Source organism: Pseudomonas germanica (assembly GCF_019614655.1).
Classification (GTDB): Bacteria; Pseudomonadota; Gammaproteobacteria; order Pseudomonadales; family Pseudomonadaceae; genus Aquipseudomonas; species Aquipseudomonas neuropathica.
In genome coordinates, this window is sequence record NZ_CP071586.1 from 5,102,862 (window position 1) to 5,122,859 (window position 19,998).

General features: G+C 53.8%; 16 protein-coding genes. 5 read left to right on the top strand and 11 right to left on the bottom strand.

The window, feature by feature from the left end; translation table 11 throughout:
• Positions 1-26: 26 nt before the first annotated feature.
• The 8 genes from J0G10_RS22555 to J0G10_RS22590 are packed head-to-tail and all read right to left on the bottom strand — an operon-like array spanning position 27 to position 10,060.
• A complete protein-coding gene (locus J0G10_RS22555; protein ID WP_220556751.1) occupies positions 27-647 on the bottom strand; it encodes a PqiC family protein in 621 nt (206 codons plus the stop codon).
• Positions 644-2,314: a PqiB family protein gene (locus tag J0G10_RS22560; protein WP_220556752.1), complete on the bottom strand. Its 1,671-nt coding sequence runs from the start codon at positions 2,312-2,314 to the stop codon at positions 644-646. The genes J0G10_RS22555 and J0G10_RS22560 overlap by 4 nt, the downstream gene beginning before the upstream one ends.
• Positions 2,307-2,921, bottom strand: a complete 615-nt coding sequence (locus J0G10_RS22565; RefSeq protein WP_220556753.1) for a paraquat-inducible protein A — start codon at positions 2,919-2,921, stop codon at positions 2,307-2,309. The genes J0G10_RS22560 and J0G10_RS22565 overlap by 8 nt, the downstream gene beginning before the upstream one ends.
• Complete coding sequence (locus J0G10_RS22570; protein ID WP_220556754.1) at positions 2,918-3,529, bottom strand: paraquat-inducible protein A; 612 nt, start codon at positions 3,527-3,529, stop codon at positions 2,918-2,920. Before J0G10_RS22570 ends, J0G10_RS22565 begins: the two co-directional genes overlap by 4 nt.
• A complete protein-coding gene (locus J0G10_RS22575; RefSeq protein WP_220556755.1) occupies positions 3,526-6,588 on the bottom strand; it encodes an efflux RND transporter permease subunit in 3,063 nt (1,020 codons plus the stop codon). Before J0G10_RS22575 ends, J0G10_RS22570 begins: the two co-directional genes overlap by 4 nt.
• Positions 6,589-6,591: 3 nt before the next feature.
• A complete protein-coding gene (locus J0G10_RS22580; protein WP_220556756.1) occupies positions 6,592-7,722 on the bottom strand; it encodes an efflux RND transporter periplasmic adaptor subunit in 1,131 nt (376 codons plus the stop codon).
• A 17-nt stretch (positions 7,723-7,739) separates the two neighbouring features.
• Complete coding sequence (locus J0G10_RS22585; protein ID WP_220556757.1) at positions 7,740-8,579, bottom strand: MipA/OmpV family protein; 840 nt, start codon at positions 8,577-8,579, stop codon at positions 7,740-7,742.
• Entirely contained in the window at positions 8,576-10,060 is a 1,485-nt protein-coding gene (locus J0G10_RS22590; RefSeq protein WP_220556758.1) for an efflux transporter outer membrane subunit, read from the bottom strand. The genes J0G10_RS22585 and J0G10_RS22590 overlap by 4 nt, the downstream gene beginning before the upstream one ends.
• A 96-nt stretch (positions 10,061-10,156) precedes the next feature.
• Between J0G10_RS22590 and J0G10_RS22595 the strand changes: the two genes are divergently transcribed.
• The 5 genes from J0G10_RS22595 to J0G10_RS22615 all read left to right on the top strand — a co-directional run bounded on the left by J0G10_RS22595 (position 10,157) and on the right by J0G10_RS22615 (position 15,777).
• Complete coding sequence (locus J0G10_RS22595) at positions 10,157-10,846, top strand: response regulator transcription factor (RefSeq protein WP_220556759.1); 690 nt, start codon at positions 10,157-10,159, stop codon at positions 10,844-10,846.
• Between the two features lie 5 nt (positions 10,847-10,851).
• Positions 10,852-12,027: a sensor histidine kinase gene (locus tag J0G10_RS22600; RefSeq protein WP_220556760.1), complete on the top strand. Its 1,176-nt coding sequence runs from the start codon at positions 10,852-10,854 to the stop codon at positions 12,025-12,027.
• Between the two features lie 79 nt (positions 12,028-12,106).
• The gene (locus J0G10_RS22605; protein ID WP_220556761.1) at positions 12,107-13,045 is read left to right on the top strand and encodes a LysR family transcriptional regulator; all 939 of its coding nucleotides are present in this window, start codon (positions 12,107-12,109) and stop codon (positions 13,043-13,045) included.
• A 416-nt stretch (positions 13,046-13,461) separates the two neighbouring features.
• A complete protein-coding gene (locus J0G10_RS22610) occupies positions 13,462-14,208 on the top strand; it encodes a TorF family putative porin (protein ID WP_220556762.1) in 747 nt (248 codons plus the stop codon).
• A 114-nt stretch (positions 14,209-14,322) separates the two neighbouring features.
• A complete protein-coding gene (locus tag J0G10_RS22615) occupies positions 14,323-15,777 on the top strand; it encodes a serine hydrolase domain-containing protein (RefSeq protein WP_220556763.1) in 1,455 nt (484 codons plus the stop codon).
• Positions 15,778-15,853: 76 nt separating this feature from the next.
• On the opposite strand, the gene J0G10_RS22620 is transcribed toward J0G10_RS22615, so the two are convergent.
• The 3 genes from J0G10_RS22620 to J0G10_RS22630 all read right to left on the bottom strand — a co-directional run bounded on the left by J0G10_RS22620 (position 15,854) and on the right by J0G10_RS22630 (position 19,941).
• Complete coding sequence (locus tag J0G10_RS22620) at positions 15,854-16,621, bottom strand: TerC family protein (protein WP_220556764.1); 768 nt, start codon at positions 16,619-16,621, stop codon at positions 15,854-15,856.
• 161 nt (positions 16,622-16,782) lie between these two features.
• A complete protein-coding gene (gpmI, locus tag J0G10_RS22625) occupies positions 16,783-18,306 on the bottom strand; it encodes a 2,3-bisphosphoglycerate-independent phosphoglycerate mutase (protein ID WP_220556765.1) in 1,524 nt (507 codons plus the stop codon).
• 9 nt (positions 18,307-18,315) lie between these two features.
• Positions 18,316-19,941: an NADP-dependent glyceraldehyde-3-phosphate dehydrogenase gene (locus J0G10_RS22630; protein ID WP_220556766.1), complete on the bottom strand. Its 1,626-nt coding sequence runs from the start codon at positions 19,939-19,941 to the stop codon at positions 18,316-18,318.
• Positions 19,942-19,998: the final 57 nt, after the last annotated feature.

Here is a 19,998-nt window from a genome sequence, read left to right on the forward strand (position 1 = left end):
TTAAAGCCCCCCCGCAGATATGGCGCTTAACTGCACTTCTGCGCCGACTCACTGAGCGTATTTTTTGCCGCCCAATCGATAGCCTTCTTCGCAATAACTTCAGCCAACTGATCAAGCACTTTCTGGTGCGCCAATACCAAGTTGTTCAACGCCAGGCCGGCGGGCTGACTCAATTTGTTGTTGCACGTCAGTGTGCGTGCAGGCTGATCCCCTCCCCCACGCAGTCGCAGCGACCACATGGCATCCAGCAAAACATATTGCCCTGGCAATGAATCGAAACGCTGTACGTCAATCTGAACCGAAAGAATCGGACGTTGTTTGTCCTTGGGCAAGCCGGCCAAATTGCCTGTCCCTAACCGACGCTCCAGCCGATCAGCGATGGCGGCTTGAAACTCATCCGCCAGTGGTGCGCTCCAGCGGTCATTTTCAAGAACAATGAGACCCGTCTGGCTTCGCCTCACCACCAACTGAGGTATATCGACTTGGGTCGGGACGCGAACATTGAGCACTTCGAATTGGAAATCAGCAGGCGTGGCCGGCGTATCGACGCGCACCGGAGCAACGTCTTGCAGCGTGTAGTAACGCATATCGGGAGAGCTACAGGCAGTGAGACCCAGCGTGACAAGGAGTATCAAGGCCTTGTTCATGGCTGCACCTGCGACGAATCAGGACTCGAGGTTTTATAGGCATCTGGCGCGCCTTGCCCGGTGCGGCCACGGATCAATGCTTCGGGATTACGGCTGAGAAAATCGGTGAGGATCCGCACCGAGCGGGCGGTCCTCTGGATTTCCTCCATGGTCTGACTAATCTGTTGCCGAGCGGGAGAGTCTTCTTCGAAGCTCGAAGTGGCAACATCCAGTGTTTTTTGAGACTGCGCCAGCGTGACCTTTATCTGCGGGAGGACATCGGTATTGACCTGCTTTAGAACTTTCTGCATTTCGCTGAGATTGCCATTCAGGTTGTTGGCAATTTCTGCCAACGGAAGCTTGCTGATCTTCTCGACAATCGCCTGTACCTGCTCCTGCACCTTCTCAAAACTTCCAGGTACCGTAGGAATCATCAGCGGCTTTGCCTTGACATCGAAAAGAACCGGAGTGGCATTGGGAATAAAGTCCAACGAAATATAAAGTTGCCCAGTCAGCAGATTGGAGGTGCGAGCCTGGGCCCGCAGACCCTGTTTGACGAATGCGCCAATCAAATGCGCGGTACGCGCCTCATCTGTACTCCCCAACTCCTTCACTATTTTCTCGTTGGCCAAGCCCAGTCGATCTGGATACATCACCGCCCCCACTACGCTGGAGAAGGACTTGGTAATGGGGTCATAGTCCAAATCGACGGATACCACACGACCTATGTTCACGCCCATGAATTCAACAGCTGAATTGACCTCCAAACCTCGCAAGGACTGCTTGAAGGTCATGCGCAGGTAACCTGGCTCTCCATCAGGTGGCGCAAGGGCTGCTTCTTGATCATTGAACAAGTTGAAGCGGGTATGTTCAGCCGCTCTTTTCGCATCTGGGCTATAGGTTGGCTCAATGAATGCCACCCCCCCAGCCAATACGGTAGAAAGCGACTCGGTTTTGATCTTAAGTCCGTCAGCCCCTACAGTCAGACCGATTCCGCTCGCATTCCAGAACCGCGTATCAGTGGTCACAAATTTGTCATTGGGTGCATGAACAAAGATGTCCGCGTCCACCCCCTTGCCATCATCCGATAGGTGATACGCCACCACCTGCCCCACCTGAATTCGCCGGTAGTAGACGGGTGAACCGATATCGAGCGAGCCTAGATCTTCTGCGTGCAAGGTAAAACGCGTACCTTGCTCGCCATAGGTCACAGGTGGTGGAGCTTCCTGCCCCACGAAGCGTTTTTTTGTACGTTCGGACTTACCACCATCGGCGCCAATGAAGGCCCCCGAAAGTAGCGTGTCGACGCCGGAAATACCGTTGGCGCCGATGCGAGGGCGTACGACCCAAAACATCGAGTCCTCTGCGGTGAACGTACGAGCGTCCTCATTGAGTTCTACAGTGGCTGTTACACGAGTGCGGTCCTTGCTCAGCGCAATAGCCGTTACCTGGCCAATGACCACGTTTCTGTATTTAACTTGAGTTTTATTGGCCTCCAGCCCCTCTGCGGTCTGGAAGCTGATGAATATCTTGGGCCCCGCGGAAAGCGCGCTGTGGATCACCATCGAGAGCCCGACCAGCGCGGCGATAATAGGCACCAGCCACACCAGCGACACGTTGAACCGCCGAGTATTGACGACGGGAACACCGACGGCGGGCGAATGATTGGAGTTGGGGCGATCAGACATCTTTAACCTCTGCATCCCAGATAAGCCGGGGATCAAAACTCATGGCGGCCAACATCGTCAGCACAACCACCAAACCAAAAAAAACGATCCCCAGTAACGGATCGATAGAGCTCAGTGAGCGGAACTGCACCAAGGCTGCAACCAGGGCGACCACCAGCACATCGAGCATTGACCAGTAGCCAACGAGCTCGATGAAGCGATACTGGCGGCTGCGTTCGCGCATCGCCCATCGGCTTTTGCGCTGGCAAGTCACGAGCAAGACGCCCAGGACCAGGAATTTTATGCAAGGCACGACTACGCTGGCGAAGAAGATCAGCGCAGCGATGTCCCACGAACCGTTCTTCCAGAATTCGACGACCCCACTCAAGATGGTGTTTTCGCTGGCCTTGCCGAGCATCCTGGTGCGCATCACCGGCAGAACGTTTGCCGGGATGTAGAGAATCAATGAGGCCAGAAGCAGTGCCCAGGTGCGAGAAAGACTGTTGGTTTTTCTCTCATGAACGACAGAGTCGCAGCGCGGACAGCGATGTACCTCCAACGAGCAGACGTGTCCACAGATGTGGCACAACTTCATTTTCAGGTCTCGGGCGTAGGCTGGCAGACTCATTTGAACTGCCCTTCCAGGTCTTCCCATAGGCGGCGTATGTCCTTGCCTGAAATCAGAATCAGCAGCACGTTCAGCACGCCTAGCGCCCATAAGCCAAGTCCCGGGTGCACATTGAGCATCCCTGCCAGCTTGATGATTGCCACCAGAATGCCCAGCAGGCAGACCTCCAGCATGCTCCAGGGCCGCAGCTGCTCAAGCGTGCGCATGCAGGCCTTGAAGCCTGGGGCCGTGCGCCCTGCGTTGGCGAAGGCCAACACCCAGCACAGCAGAACGATCTGTAGCATGGGCACCAGGATGATGGTCAGGCCGGCAACCACGGCGATCGGCGTAATCCGACCTTGAGCAAGTGCTTGCACCGATTGCCACAGCGTGGCGGCGTTACTCAACCCTTGCATGCTGATGCTGATAACCGGAAACAGGTTGGCAAAGACGAACAATATTGCGGTGCTGATCGACAGGGCGAAGAGGCTTTGCACGCTCATCCTTCTCCCGCGCGCCAAGACCGCGCCACAACGGGTGCACACGGCTTTTTGGGTTCTGGTCAAAGGCACCGATTCAAAACACGAATCACAATGCTCACAAACAATCCAGCGATGCTTGGTTTTCATGGGGCAGATGGGACCGGGGAATGGCGAAGAGTCTTGGGCCGCTTCTTGAATAGCAGCCAGTAAAGGACAGGAATCAGCCCCAGCGTCACTAACGTGCCCAACGCCAGTCCCCCCATAATGGTGATAGCCATACCTTTCCAGAGCGGCCCGGCAAACAACATCAGCGGTACCAATCCGATGATGCACGTCAGCTTGGTCATGATGATCGGTCGCAGGCGTTTGACTGCGGCACTGACCACCGCCTCACGCAGCAGCATGCCTTCAGCCAGCTCAGCCTCAATACGCTCAAGCAACAGCACCGCGTTGTTGACGATTATTCCCGCCAGCGAGAGCAGGCCAAAAGTGGCCATGAAGCCGAAAGGAGAACCGCTCAATAGCAGCGCAACCGACACGCCGATCAGCACAAATGGCACGCTGGCGACCACGATCAGAAGCTTGCGAAAGGAATTGAACTGCCAGACAAACAGCAACAGCATCGCTATCAGGGCATGGGGCAAATACTGCAGGAGTGCCTGATTGGCTTCCGCCGAGTCCTCTATCTCACCACCCAGTTCGATTCGATAGCCACTCGGTAGATTCAAGGCGGCTATCTGCGGCGCCAGGCGCTCTATGATGGAGCTGGCCGTCAGTGAAGGGTTGTGTCCCACCACAGTGATAGCCCGCTCCATATCGCGTCGCTGGATCGTCGAGGCCTCTGCCTCTGGCTGCAATGTCGCAAAGGCGGACAGCGGTATTGCCTGGCCGCCATTTGATGGGTAGACGAGCGTGTTGATTAAATCGCTGGCAGGGACCAACGTCGTCGAGGGCTCTCTGACGATAATCGGCACGGTGGTCTCGCCATCCTGCATTGACGAAACCTGTAACCCGCCGTTGCGCATCTGCAACGCTTGGGCAATATCCTTGCTGCTGATGCCGGCACTTCGGGCCTTGTATTGATCGACCACTACGTTGTAGCGAACAAGTCGGATCTGCCAGTCGTTGCGTACATCGAGAGTTCCAGGCAAAGCCTGCAAGTAACCCTCGATTTTTTCAGCGATACCCCTCAGCACGGTTTCATCAGGCCCTATAACCCGATAGATGGCGACGCCTGCCTCGGTGGTAGCCATGGAAAAACGCATGGGCTGTGCCTGGACCTCTGGATGCTTGGAAAGCAAATAGCTTCTGGTTCGCTCAATGACCAGATCGATATCGGCGCCTTCCCGTACGCTGACTGTAAAGTAGGCGGTATCCGGCGCAGAAATGGGAGGGTTCAACCCCAGTACAATTCGCGGTCCACCATCACCGACGTAACTGATGCTGTCGATGATGTCCTGATCCGTGTTCAGCCAAAGACTGATGTCGCGTACGGTTTGCAAAGTGACACGCGAGCTGGTGCCTGGCTCCAGCGAAATAGGAATCTGAAATTGCTTTCGGTCGGATTTCGGCAAGAAGTCATAAGGCACGTGAGCGAGCACAACGACCGCCCCAGTCAACAATCCACACATGCTGCCCAGGAAGAGAAACGGATGCTTTAACAACCCCCTGATAAGGCGACGGTAACCGCTGTAGAATTTTGAATCGTAGCGGCTGTTATCAGCGGCATGAGCAGTGGTCTTGGCAAAGTAAAAACACAACAGCGGAGTCACCGTCACGCTCAGCAACCAGGAGCCTAGCAACGCGATCGCTAGAACGGTGGCCAGAGAGCGCAGGTATTCATTGGTGCTGGTTTGGCCTAGAAAAAACGGCGAGAACGCCAGGACGATGACCAATGACGATGTCAGCAACGGAATCATCAACGTTCGACCAGCGTCCTCACAAGCGACACGGCGATCTTCGCCAGCATGTAACCGGCGTTCAATATCCTCGGCGATAACAATGCCGTTATCCACCAACAACCCCAACGCAAGAATAATCGCGGCGATCGAAACCATCTGCAGCTCAACGCCAACGGCACGCATCACTATGAGCGTGCCCAGAATAGTCAAAGGCACGATGGCTCCGACGACAAGACCGGTGCGCCACCCCAGAAACAGCATCACGACGCTCATTACGATGACTACCGTTTCCATCATCACGTGCTGCATTTTTTCCATCTGCGAATGCACGACGTCGGATTGAAACGTCACCACATGCAAAGCAAAACCAAGCGGCAACTTTTGCTCTATTTCGGCAAGGCGCATACGTAACGACTTACCAAATGCCTGGATATTGCGATCAGGCTGCATAGACACAGCCAACACTACTGCGTCCTGCCCCCGGTACACCGCCGCCGTATCCGGGGGGTCTTGGGGAGCCGAGGACACGTCAGCCAACGTTTCAAGCGGCAAGGTTTCACCGCTCGGCAGCTTGATCGGCAAACGACGCAACGCCTCTTCCCCCAGCACCTCACCGGTAACGGTCAGCGTTGTGCTCCGCTGACCTATGACCGGAATCCCGCCTGGCGCAATAACATTCTGGCCTTGAAGCTGTTGGAAAAACTGTTGCACCGACAGGCCCGCAGCGGCGAGCCGCTGGCGGTCGAAATCCAGATACAACTGATCGTCCTGCAGACCGTAGATGCCGATCCGATCCACACCGGGCAACGCATAGAGTTCATTGCGCAGGCCTTTTATGACACCGCGCAACTCACTCATGCTGTAGCCAGGCGCGGTGACCGCGATTGAAGCCACCGCCACTTGACCGAAATCGTCATCGAGATTCGGGCCTTGGGTGCCAGGTGGAAAACTTGCGCTCAACTCGCCAAGCTTGGCCCTTACACGCTGCCACAAGATGCCTAGGTTCTTCACGTCATCATGAGCGGTGACTTGGATAATCACACTCCCGGGACGCACGGTGGTGATCAATCGCTTTATCTCTGGTAGCTCACGAAGCTTTTCTTCGGTGGGTCTTGCCAGCAACTCCTCGGCACGTTCAGTAGGCAACCCCATATAGGTGATGCTGACCACCGCATCGCGAATCGTGACCGAAGGCTCCTCCTGGGAGGGGAAACTCAAGAAGGTATAGATACCCGCAACAATGATCAAAAAGCAGGTAAACAGAGTGAGACGACTGGCGCTCATGGCGCTGCGGGTAAGGCTCATGATTCAGTTCCGTGCCAAACGGGAGGTTGGTTGGAACATGCTTACTGCCTGGCCATCGGAGAGAAATGCGACGCCTGCGGTGACCACCTGCTCGCCGCCGACCAGCCCACTGGCGATCACGGCGCGCCCGCGATCAATACCTAAAAGCGAGACATCACGAATCGCTACACGACGGTCATCCGAGTGATAAACAAATACTTGAGCGTGGGAACCGTCAGCCCCCATCCGGAGTGCTTGCATCGGCACAAATAGCCGACGAGGCCCCTGAGAATTGGTTTTCAGCAATACCGTCGTACCGCTAGACAGCATCGCGGAAGAATTACGCAGGCGAAAAATACAGGTCTGGACCAAGCCGTTATCAGCTCTCGGTGATATGCCCTCCAGTACCAAATCGAACGCTGTAGCAGGTAATCGTGTATCGTAGGCGACGGCGCTGTCGCCAGGTTTAAGTTGGGCAGCTTGGTCGATGGGAATAGCGGCCACCACCTGCTGATCACCGACTGACTCCACTTCAAGGACAACCTGATTAGAAGTCAACTGGGCAAACTGTTCGCTGTGTCGTGCGACCACACGACCGACAAACGGCGCAACCATCTGGCCACGTTCCACCTCACGGCGAGCCAGTGCCAGCTCCGAATCCGCTCGGCGTCGCTCGGCAAGAGCCTGCTGATAAGCCACCGAAGCGGCCTCTACCACGCTTTGCGCGACGCTACCGGCAGCAAATAAATGCTGCTGGCGACGCAGGTTACTGCTGCGTTCGGCCTCCTGAGCGAGGCCGAACCTAGAAGCAGCTTGCGCTTGCTGAAGGCGAAGCCGCGCAGGCTGTAGGTCCAAGGTTGCAAGCATCTGGCCCGACTTGAACGAATCACCGACATCAACATTCAGCTGCGCCAGCCTCCCCCCCGATTCAAACGCGAGAGCGGCGCGATGCCGCTGGCGGACAACCCCAGTGGCACTCAGGTTGCCGACGTGGTCCTCCTTGACCACCTCGACTTTGACCGCACGATTGAACAGCGGGGCAGCGGCTTGTTCCCGGGAGCAGCCACTCAACACCATCGCGAACAGGCCAAGGCACCAACAACTTGATTGGAGTATCCGGCTCAGACTGCGAGGCGCATCAAAAAAGTATTGCATGGCTAGCTCCCGCGCCATCAAAAGGTGTAATTCAGAGCGAATAAACCGGTGCCTTCGGCATCCGCTTTTACCAATGAGCTACCCCGAGCCTGATCGGTGTAGTGAGTGACGCCGAGGCTGGCAACTGTTGACCAATGAGCATCGAACATGTGCTGCCAGTTAAGCGCCGCCGAATACGCGTAGATGCCACTGTCCGCTTTAAAAGGAGAGAAGCCCGAGAGTTGGCTTTGTAGCTGGGTGACACCAAAATAGGTCTGGTTGTATTGACTGTTACCGGCATGCGCATCTAAATCAACAGTGACCGAATCGCTATCACTGTGATAGGCAATACCTTCGACACCCAGGCGGAAACGATTGCCACGCCGCTCACCGGCTACCCGCAACTCTGCCTCAGCATTGACGGAAAGCCATGGCAGAATCTGTTGGGCAACATTGAGGTCGGCAACTGTTGCACCGTCGACGGTACCCATGCCTTTCAAGTCAGTGGAGCCGGCCTGGCTATCGCTGTCTTTGTCCTTGCGACCGAAATCGTAATTGAGGGCAGCACTCGCGCTGAAACCCGACGCCGTTTGAAATTGCAAGCCCAGGCCGTGAGCCGTGTCAGCGAAAAAAATACCGCGTTGGATACTCACCACCGGCAGTATCTGGCTACGGTACCGATCCGAGCCCATGTAGCGAGGAAGAACAGCGGCGCCCAGGCCCAGGGTGAAGGAGGTCTTGTCGCCAAAAATACCTTGATCGCCCGTTGCGGAAGACTCGCCCGCTAGGCTGATACTACTAGCCAACAGGGCAGCAGAGGCCAGCAGGGTTCGTGCGAGCTTGAGGGAAAACTCGCGGGGGGTGGTTATACCATTCATAGGGATACTCCGTTTTCAGATAGGCGTTGGGAAGGTGTGGCGTCTGCACCGCAGAGCGCGCGATAAAGATTCAGGCGATTCATCAAAAGATCGTGACGCAGCTGGCGCCACGCAATGTCGGCTTGGTTAACGCTGATCGTGGAGGCCAGGACCGTCGTTCGGTCCGCACCACCATGGGCATAGGCAATCAAGGCTCTGCGGGCTTTATCCTCGGCCAGGTTGCGCAGTTCGTTTTCACCGCGCATTTGCTCCAGAACCAGACGCCGCTGGATTAGCACGTCGGCCATTTCACGGAAGGCAACCTGGATGGTCTTCTCGTATTGGGCCACGGCCATCTGCTTGCGCACCTTGGCAAGGTTCAGGTTGGACCGACTACGCCCACCATCGAACAGCGGCACGTTCAGCTGCGGGCTGAACAGCCAGGTCCCATTGCCTTCGCTAAATAGCGTGCGCAGGCTGTCGCTCTGCAGACCGGCGCCAGTGCTTAGTTTGATCGAAGGGAAAAACGCCGCCCGGGCTGCTCCGATGTTTGCGTTAGCGGCCTTCAGGGACTCTTCGCTTTGGCGAACATCGAAACGTTCCAGCAAACGCTCCGACGGCATATCGGCAAGTCCCGCGGCGCGGTCGTGGTAGGCGCTCGCAACCTCTGGATCGAACGGGGGCAGTGCAGCGGCGTATCCAGTCAGTAACAGAAGCGCCTGAGAAGCACTGGAATCATTGGCTATCGCAACGGCCAACTGCTGATGGGCCCGTTCGGCTGCTACGCGCTGCACTGCAACATCATCGACAGACACTGCTCCCAGGCGTTGCTGCTCTTCAATCAGGTGCAACGTGTCTTGCTGGGCGTCGTCGATACGCTGCGCATCGGCTTTCAATGCGGTGGTCAATCGTTGTGAAAGATAGGTTCGCGCAACCTCCGCCACCAGTGCGCTTCTGGTGGCCTGCTGCCCATAAGTCGTGGCTAGATAATCATGACGAGCCGCCTCGGATAAGCTGCGCAACCGACCGAAAAAGTCCGGTTCAAAATCTGAAAAGCCCAGCGTGGCGAGCGTGATGTCCTGGCCATAACGCTCCTCGGCAGCCGCGTTATCGAAATGCTGGCGGTCACGCTCTACCCCTGCACCGACCGTCGGCAAACGGTCTGCCCGAGAGACGCCATGCGCAGCCCGTGCCTCCTTGACTCTCAAGCCAGCCAGACGCAAATCACGGTTATAGCTCAGCGCCAAACCTACCAAGCTACGCAGTTCACCATTGGGCGACAGTTCCGTGATCAACGCCTGCTCGTCCCGCGAAAGCTCAGGCATGTCCTCGCCCACCTTCACCTCCAAAGCAGTTGATTCCTGGCTTCGAGGAACAGGAAGTGACGGGCGTTGGTAAGTCGGGACCAACGAGCAGCCAGCAACAATCATCGCCATGCACATCCCCAGCAATGAGCGATGGTGCGACTGAATTTGCTTGGACAGTGGTACGTAAGTCGACATAGGATCTTCGTGACATCGGGTCTGGACGAGATCCTATGCCGCCAGTTTCAATAAACCGTTCACGAAATATCAAGATTTGATCAAGAGGTCGCCACCGTGTCAGGAAAACGTATTCTCATCGTCGAAGACGATGCTGACAGCGCTAGCATTCTCGAGGCTTACTTACTTCGGGATGGCTTTGAGGTGGCACTGGCCGAAGATGGGCAACGTGGCTTGGAATTGCACAGGCAATGGAAACCCGACCTGATCCTGCTGGATATCATGCTGCCAAAGAAAAGCGGCACGGAAGTACTCGCAGCAGTGAGGCGCTGCAGCGATACTGCCGTGATCATGGTCACGGCGATGGGCGACGAACCGGAAAAACTCGGCGCTTTGCGCTACGGAGCGGACGACTATGTCGTAAAACCTTATAACCCCAAGGAAGTGGTGGCTCGAGTACAAGCGGTGCTGCGCCGCTCAAGTTATGTGCGAGCAGATGAAAATAACTTGCGCTACAAACATCTGCTTGTAGACCTCAATGCCTACACGGCCCACATTGAACACCAGAGTGGTGAAGCAATACACCTTGATCTCACACCTACCGAATTCAAACTATTGACCACCCTTCTGGCTACACCCGCCAAGGCTTTCACACGTGAAGAGTTACTGGAAGTTTGCATGCCGGAAAGCGAAGCGTTGTCCAGGGTCATCGACACGCATGTACACAACTTGCGGCGCAAACTGGAAATTCATGAAATTGAGGACGTTTTAGTCACCGTTCGTTCAGTCGGATACCGGTTCAAATGAGCTTCATGAAGTTCCATCTCTTACGCAAAAGAACACCTCTTTGGCACTGGGTAGGCGTACGCATGAGTATGCTGGCCATCGGCGCTTTGATCGCAGTTTCTTTCAGCATGTGGCTTCATTTCACCATAGAAGAATGGACAACGCTGACAAGTATTCCGATTGACGCCCGAGCTGAATTCCAACGGTTACAGAGCGATCCGCACCTCAACGAAGCCAAATTATGGAAACTCCTCACCCAGTATTATCCTATCGAAAATTTCTTGCCGGGCATTGCCAATAGCGACTGGCTGTTGCTCGCGGGCCTCGTGATAGCTGCGACTCCAATCATTGTGCTCTGCGGATTTTTGTTTTCAAGGCCCCTGTCGAACCAGTTTTCATCTATTGCCCAAGTCGCGCGTTTGGTGGCTCAAGGAGACTTCAAAACACGATTGCCATCAAAACCTAACGCTCCCGACGAAATACAGGGCCTAATCAGCGATTTCAACAGCATGACGACGCAGTTGGAACGGTACGAACAGGAAGTACGGGAATCCAGCGCCATGATCGCTCATGAATTACGCACGCCCTTGAATGCAGCCATGGGCCGAGTGCAAGGCATGATTGATGAGGTTTTCCCAAGCGATATCAACCAGTTACAAATGGTCAAGCGCCAACTCGAACAATTAAACAAACTTGTAAATGACCTACACCTTCTTTCACTCGCACGTGCGGGGCAATTGATTCTGGAAAAATCGGAATTTAATTTGCACAACCTAGTTTCTGAACGCTTGAGTTGGTTTAGCGCACAATTCAAAACCGCTCACGTCGAGCCTGACGTACAGATTCCCGTTCACCTTCGACTGAACGCGGACAGGGATCGAATGGGCCAGATTGTGAATATCGTGATTGACAACTTTCTGCGCTATGCCGCACAAGGCGGATCGATTGAAATAGTTGTGAACTCTACAGCTAATAAAGTAGTGCTTTCCTTTGCAGATCGAGGTCCGGGAATCGATATAGCGGACGCTGAAAAGGTCTTCGAACGCTTCTGGCGCGCAGAACGCTCTCGTGCTCGACATTCGGGTGGCAGCGGCCTGGGCTTATCGATTGCACATGCCATCTGCAACGCTCATGGCGGAGCTATTACAGTTAGCAATCGAACTGGGGGTGGAGTATTGATTCAGGTAGAGATTCCAACTTAAGCCCCATTAATTCATGAACAATATATTTGTCACCCATCCACTTTTCAAGGTGCACCCATAAAATAAAAAGGGCATTGAAATGGACAAACACACTGCATTGATTACATTACTATGCGTTGCCGACCAAAATAGCTTTAGCCAAGCAGCCCTTATATTAGGCAAAACCCCTTCCGCCGTAACCAAAATAATATCCGGCCTAGAAAAGGAGGTCGGAGCAAGTTTATTCGAGAGAAGCACTCGGAAAATCCAGTTGACCGAGGCAGGCAAAGTACTGGTAGAAGCTGCACGAGAAATCATCCTAAAACTCGAACAAGCTGACGAACAAATCAATCAATTGCAAAATCAATTAAGCGGGGAGTTGCGCATTGCGGCGCCGCTCGCATTTGGTGCGGCTTTCTTAAACTCAGTTAGCGCCAGCTTTTCAAAAAACCACCCCCTGATACATCTTCAAATAACGCTAAGCGATGATGACCGAAAAATTCTCGAAGGTGGCTTCGATCTCATTTTTCACGAAGGCAAATGTGATTTACCAGGCCTGATATCGAAACCGATCGGGCGAAACGATGTGGTGATGGTGGCCAGCCGTGAATACATATCCTCCAGGCCACATAGATTAAGGCCCGGTCACCTGCATGAACATCTATGGCTTGTGTATCGACACCCCGCATTGAATCAACGTTTCTGGTACCTGCACAAAGAAAACGAAACTATCCGTTTCGAGATGCCCGAACCAAAAATATTAAGTGATAACTTTGACCTTTTGATAGAAGCTGCAATAGAGGGAGTCGGCATATTGCACGCCCCACTTTGGAGCATTTCCAAGTACCTAATCAATGAACGCTTGGTTTTGGTCGAACCCGGCTGCGGGGTAGACCCAGATGCGTTTGGACCGCATATCCTGGCTGTTTACCCTAGTCACCGAAGGGACACAAAAAAAATCCATCAATTCATTGAGCTGGTGAAATTAAAGCTTAAAGTCATCGGTGCAGACATTACAACCAACCAAACTACCGACTAGCTAATAAGGCCGACATAACGCCCTCTTAAATCCGTCTCTGAGTCCCCCTTCCCGCATCCCGCAAACCACTCACAACGCTTTCTCAGTGTTCTACGCAACTCAAGCGCAAAAAATATCCGACCAACGGGTTGAAATCCGTCGTGGCTAGTGCAGCATTAGTTTTTATTATTTCCTGGCAGGAAACCGAATTTTTCTTAGCCAGGTATTACATTATTGATTTTTTAGAAATACGATAGCAAGCACACCCGCCATACTTTCCATGGGCAAGGATACCCTCGAAGCTCCTTCTCTCCTGGCAGAGAGATTAAGAGTACGTGCGTGCGCAACCCGCCGAGACAAAAATAAGATAAATGCCCTGCTATTCAACTCAGAAATGCCTAAAACTATAATAGAGCACAACAAAGGCTGATCTTACAATGAATACCATTACAAGTCCGTTGCTTTTTACTTTGGCTCTTTCCGCCACATTGACGGCAAACGCAATAGAGCTCTCCGAAAACAACACACTTCAAATAACTCCCGTATTGATCACTGACTACCGGTTCGCTGGCATTTCACAATCCATGGGCGACCCTGTCGCACAACTGGACATATTGCTTTATAACAAAACCGGCGCTTACCTAGGCATTTTCACTTCCGGGGTAGATTTCGGTCATGACTACGTCGACTCCAATCATTTCGCCACGAGACAAGAGCTGGACTATTATACCGGCTATTATTGGCAAATTACCGATGCCATATCCCTTGACACTTACTACCTGAAGTACACGTACCCTAAAGAAAGTCAGTTCAACGGAGGCTATGTTCGTTCGACCCTGGACATGTATGGTTTCTTCCTGGGTATGAGACACTCCGTCGGCACCGAAGAAACAACCACTACCAACTTCGTCGGTTTCCACGCTCTTCTTCCAGAAGCCATCACCGCTCAGGTGAAATATGAAATTCTCGATTTCAAAGACGACATGATCTACAACTCGGACTTCACCAGAGCTACATCAAAATACAGCAACTGGGAACTCACTCTGGCACGCGACTTTTTTGGAGTTACGACGACGGTCGGCTATTTCGATACCAATCTGTCAGATGCTCAATGTTACAGCCTCACCGGTTACGACGACTTGTGTAAATCAGGCGTGGTGCTTGCCCTCAGTAAAAAATTCTAATGCAAATTCAATTTGAAGTGTGCGGATTCGTTAGCCGCACTTTTCTTGGATCTATTGATTTTGAAAGCAAAAAACGCCCCACCTCTAACACCAATCGCAACATGAAGGGTTAACATGAATAAACACATCAAACAGACGCTCATGACGAAGTGCCTGGCACTTTCGATCATTGCCACCAACTTTGCCGTCGCCGACACCAAAACAAACAACACAACAATGCCAGACCCTCAAAAACTCTTCTCGTGGTCGACACAGGAAAAAGTTATTGGTTTTAGCCACAGCTCTGACCTATTTAGTACGGAGCCCTTCAAGAAAAGCGCCAACGTTTATCCGCTCCCACAAGCAGACAGTAAGATCCAAGCACTCGCTAGCTCAACGACATACCAATACGGTAGCAATCCCGACGGTTCTCCACATAAAGGAAATACCGTCGATGATTTCATGAAAAACAACAAAGCCACCGCTCTATTAGTGATAAAGAACGGTAAAATTGCCCTTGAGAAATATAGAGAGGGACTCAATAGCTCAAGCGTTTGGGACGGCAAATCGGTTACCAAGTCCGTCACATCAACGTTGATGGGTGCCGCCATCAAGGACGGCGCCGTTAAAAGCCTCGATGAAACAGTCGGCACCTATATTCCCGAGTTAAAGGGGTCTGTTTACGAGAACATGACTCTTCACAATTTGATCCGCATGTCCACGGGGGTGAAATGGAACGAAACCGAAGTTGACCCGCAGGCTGATCTATCCAAAATGCTTCATTGTTTGAAAGCAACTGAGCCGGCGAACTGTGTCATCGCGCTTATGAAATCCCTACACATGGATACCGACCCCGCTACGGGCCAGGAAAAAAAGCCCGGGGCGGTATTCGTGTACAACACCGGCGAAGCATTTCTAACCGGCCTGATCGTGCAACGCGCGACTAAAATGAACCTGGCACAATACTTACAGAAAAAAATCTGGCAACCGTACGGCATGGAAGCGGATGGCAACTGGTGGGCGCAAAACGGCATAGCCTCGGGAGGTAGCGGCTTCAACGCTACCTTACGAGATTATGGACGTTTCGGTCAGTTCATCCTGAATAACGGTGTGTTGCCAGATGGCTCTCATGTGCTTCCCGATAACTGGGTCCGTGATGCAACAACCTGGAATGCGTCTTCAGTATTTCCTCACTTTGCTGACAATGGCATGTATGGCTATATGTGGTGGTTCAGCCCTGCCTACGACGACTCGCTAATCGGCGGCAAAAACCAAGCCGCGCCCCTCTACGTAGACATTGGAGCTCCGCTGCAGAACACTACCGTGCCGACCGGCGCTGTTCCGGTGCAAGGTCGAGATCCGGTTAAAGGCCAGCCAGCAAGTGTTTCTGATTGGACGTTCTCAGCTGTCGGTATTTATGGACAATTCATCGCGATCAACCAACGTGAGAATATTGTCGTCGTACAGTGGTCGACATGGGATAAACCTGACCCTAAGTGCTGTGATGCAAATGACCCACAGTACACAGCCGAGAACCCCTATAACGAACAAGCGGTCTTCCTCAATGCGCTGATCAGTAAACTGCATTAAGGAGACTGACCGATGTGGGGCCATGCGTTCTATCAAGAATGGCCCCACATTCCCAAGCGTTCAATCAGTCACACCTTCACTGCCCTCTACTTCCAATTTTTTGCTCGTCCATGCCCCCAACGCTCGGGCCTTTTTTCTGGCCGGTCCGCAGACGAATGTTCAACGCCTCCACCATGAGCGAAAAACCCATCGCAAAGTAGACGTAGCCTTTGGGTATATGAAAACCCAAGGCATCTGCAATCAGTACAGTGCCGACGACAATCAGAAATGCCAAGGCGAGCATCTTCAAACTTGGGTGCTTATCGATAAACGCACTGATCGTGCCCGCGGCAAGCATCATGATTATGACTGCGACCACGATGGCCGCGATCATCACCGGCACGTGTGAGACCATACCGACAGCTGTGATGACTGAGTCTAGGGAAAAGACAATATCGATGATAGCTATCTGAATAATGGTGCTCAGAAAACCAGCGCCTTTTTTCCCGAACTCAGATCCCCCCTCTTCCCCGCCTTCCAGCTCCTGAAAAATCTCGCTGCTGCTCTTCCACAATAGAAACAAACCACCGAAGAAAAGAATTAGATCACGACCAGAAATTCCCTGATTTAAAATATGAAATAGATCCGCTGTCAGGCGCATGATCCAAGTGATGGAAAGCAGCAAAAGAATGCGCGTAACCATGGCGAGGGCCAGGCCAAAAAAACGTGTCTTTGACTGCATGGTTTTGGGCATGCGGCTGACCAGAATCGAAATCATGATGATGTTGTCGATCCCCAAAACGATTTCCAACACTGTCAGGGTAAAAAACGCGATCCAGATCTCCGGATTGAGAAACCATTCCATAACGTCAAAACTCTCGTTTGCTCAGAAAAAAAAGGCATCACCCTGTTTGGCGATGCCCGTATGCTCAAAGTGAGCGAGTCGTGATAAGCCGCATCGCCTCGACGATAGGTGACCAAGCCAGTCATCAAGTCGGCGATGCTCTGATGGCGCCTGTGGACCAATCAGACGGTAAGCAGCGACTTGCCATCCATCTCTGATGGAATAGGCAAACTCAGCATCTGCAACAAGGTTGGCGCGATATCACACAGCCGGCCGTTCTTGAGCCCGGCACGACCAGGCTGTTCACTGACCAGAATCAAGGGGACGGGATTCAAGGTGTGAGCGGTGTGTGCCTGACCTGATTCAACATCAAGCATCTGCTCGACATTGCCGTGATCGGCGGTAATCAGGCATTCGCCGCCCGCAGCCAGTGTCGCTTCCACGACACGGCGCAAGCAGTCATCAAGTACCTCAACGGCCTTCACCGCGGCATCAAAAGAACCGGTGTGTCCCACCATGTCGCCATTGGCGTAGTTGCAGACGATCAAATCGAACGTGCCGCCGGCGATGGCGCTGACCAGGTGATCCGTCAGCAGCGGCGCACTCATCTCTGGCTGGAGATCATAGGAAGCGACATCAGGTGACGGAATCAGGATCCGTTCCTCACCTGGGAAAGGTTGCTCTCTCCCACCGTTGAAGAAGAATGTGACGTGGGCGTATTTCTCGGTTTCGGCAATGCGCAGTTGTCTCTTTCCAAGAATCGCCAGGTGTTCGCCCAAGCTGTTGTGGATGGCCTCGGGACCGAACGCACAGGGGCAATCCAGCTCTTCGGAATAACGCGTCAATGTCAGCAAGCGATCTTTGGAGAACACAAGAGGTCGCTCAAACGCCTCGAAGTCAGGTTGGATCAATGCCTGGGTCAATTCCCGAGCGCGATCGGGACGGAAATTCATGAAGATCAGTGCATCATCAGGTCCTACGCCGGCCGGTTGTCCGATCGTTGTCGGTTTGACGAACTCATCTGATTCCCCGCGCTCGTAAGCCGCTGACAACGCCTCGGAAACGGTTGCCGCATGATACCCAGCATCCGCCGAAACAATCAGGCGATAAGCGGCTTCGATCCGGGACCAGCGGTTATCGCGATCCATTGCATAGTAACGACCGACTAACGAGACGATCCGCCCTACACCGAGGCGAGCGAACTCATGCTCCAAAGCATCAAGCGACATTTGTGCACTTCTGGGTGGTGTATCCCGACCATCTAGAAAACCATGTACGTGGATTTTTTGGACGCCTTGCTCGGCAAGACATCTGCATGTCGCGACGATCTGATCGATGTGACTGTGAACACCGCCAGGAGAAAGTAGCCCCATGACGTGTACAGCGCCGTCTCGGCTCTTTACATTCTGGAGCAATTCCAGCAACGCCGGGTTACGGGCGAATTCTCCATCCGCCAAGGCCTTATCGATCCGGGTCAGGCTCTGGTAAACCACCCGGCCTGCTCCCAGGTTCATATGTCCGACTTCGGAGTTCCCCATCTGACCTTCAGGCAGTCCAACCGCCAAGCCTGAGGTTTCGATCTGGCTGTTCGCAAAGCGCTTGAGCAGTGCATCGAATGTGGGCTTCCTGGCCGCCGCAAAGGCATTGGACTCAGTCGCCTGACGAATGCCGACACCGTCGAGAATAATCAAGGAGCGCGTAGTCATCATGCCCCCCTAAAAGATGTAATCGGTGGTCAGAAAACTCGACTCACGCCGCCGAATGATGTCGCTGACCAACGCCTTATTGCTCTCTTGGAACTTGGTAGCCACCAACGTCCGGATGGAAAACACCCGCAACGCGTCATGGACCGACAAGGTTCCTTCGGCAGAGTTTTTTCGGCCGTTGAAAGGAAAGCTGTCCGGCCCACGCTGGCATTGCGCATTGATGTTGATCCGACCCACCTGATTGGCGAACGCATCCACCAAGCGACCCACTTGTGCGGAGTCGTTGCCGAAAATACTCAGCTGCTGGCCGAAGTCGGAGTCGAGGACGTAGTCGATAACTGCTTCCAGGTCGCGGTAAACCACCACCGGCACGACCGGCCCGAATTGCTCTTCGTGGTACACCCGCATCTCGGCGGTCACCGGATAAAGCAACGCCGGATAAAAGAATGTCTCACAGACCTCACCGCCTCCAGCATTGACCACTTTGGCGCCTTTGCTGACAGCGTCGGCTACGAGTGCCGTGAGGAAGTCTGTCTTGCCGGGCTCCGGCAATGGCGTCAAAGCGACTCCGGCTTCCCAGGGCATGCCCGGCTTCAACTGGGCAAGCCTGGCCTGAAACTTATTCAGAAAAGCGTCAACGACATTTTCATGCACAAAGAGAATTTTCAGCGCGGTGCAACGTTGTCCATTGAACGACAGGGAACCGGTAACCGCTTCCGATACAGCGTTATCCAGATCGACATCCGGCAGGACGATGCCAGGATTCTTGGCATCCAGGCCGAGTGCAGCCCGCAAGCGATGTGGCTTGGGATGCAGTTTTTTCAGGTCGCTGGCGGCCTTGTTGGTGCCGATGAATGCAAAGACGTCAATCTTGCCACTGGCCATCAACGCGCTGACGGTTTCTCGTCCGCTACCGTAGATGATGTTAATGACGCCAGCCGGGAAGCTGTCACGGAACGCTTCAAGTAAAGGCCGGATCAGCAACACGCCGAACTTGGCGGGCTTGAACACCACGGTATTGCCCATGATCAAGGCTGGGATCAACGTCGTGAACGTTTCGTTGAGTGGGTAGTTGTATGGCCCCATGCACAGTGTCACACCCAGCGGTACGCGACGGATCTGCCCCAAGGTGTCCTGTTCCAGCTCGAAACGGCTGGACCGGCGATCCAGTTCCTTCAAGGCATTGATGGTGTCGACGATGTAGTCGCAAGTGCGATCGAATTCTTTCTCTGAATCCTTGAGGTTCTTGCCTATCTCCCACATCAACAATTTGACGACGGCTTCGCGCTGCTCACGCATACGGCTGAGGAACGCCTCGACGTGGCGAATGCGCTCGACCACGCGCAGGGTCGGCCAGGCACCCTGGCCCCGATCATAAGCCTGCACCGCGGCGTCCAAAGCGGTCATGGCGGTCTGCGCATCCAGCAGCGGTGTGCTGCCTAGAATGACGAACGCATGGCCTGATTCTTTTTTCAGGCACACGGGGCTGCGCACGGCCGCCACTGGACCTTCCCACAATCGCAGCTCACCGTTGACGAGGTACTCTCGCTGTTCGATCGCTGGGCCTGGGCGGTACTGAGCGGGAATTTCGTCAGCACTTGGGAACAGTGCTTCGAGACGGTTGTTCAAAGTCATTTCGTACCTCTGTGCTTGCAAGCGACGCGGAGCGGGAGACGGGGTCGATCTGACACC